This window comes from Bacillus sp. mrc49 (assembly GCF_002803435.1).
The window spans coordinates 1-302 of sequence record NZ_PHNG01000331.1; the positions used below are offsets into that span (position 1 = coordinate 1).

A 302-nucleotide genomic window follows, 5' to 3' on the forward strand; every position below is an offset into this window, starting at 1 on the left:
TGTTCGAAGCAGTCGATGCAGCCAAGCCTGGTTTTCTGAAGCTTCCTGACGAAGGGCTTAGCGTATCATGGTTCATCTCCACGGTAACCTTGCTCGTGTTCGGTTTCTATATGTGGCCGCAAGTTTTCAGTGCGGTATATTCAGCGCGCAGCGGGAAGATCTTTCGAAAGAATGCCATCATCAGCCCCATTTATACACTCATGTTACTATTCGTGTTTTTCGTGGGGTTCACAGCCATATTGAAAGTGCCAGGGCTCGTTGGTGCAGATGCCGACCTCTCCTTGCTCCGCCTTTCGATCGAG

The 302-nt window shown here is 50.3% G+C and carries 1 pseudogene; it reads left to right on the plus strand.

Features of this window, described 5'->3' with window-relative positions:
- Positions 1 to 302 (plus strand): annotated as a pseudogene (locus CVN76_RS02210) (sodium:solute symporter family protein); the annotation flags it as partial.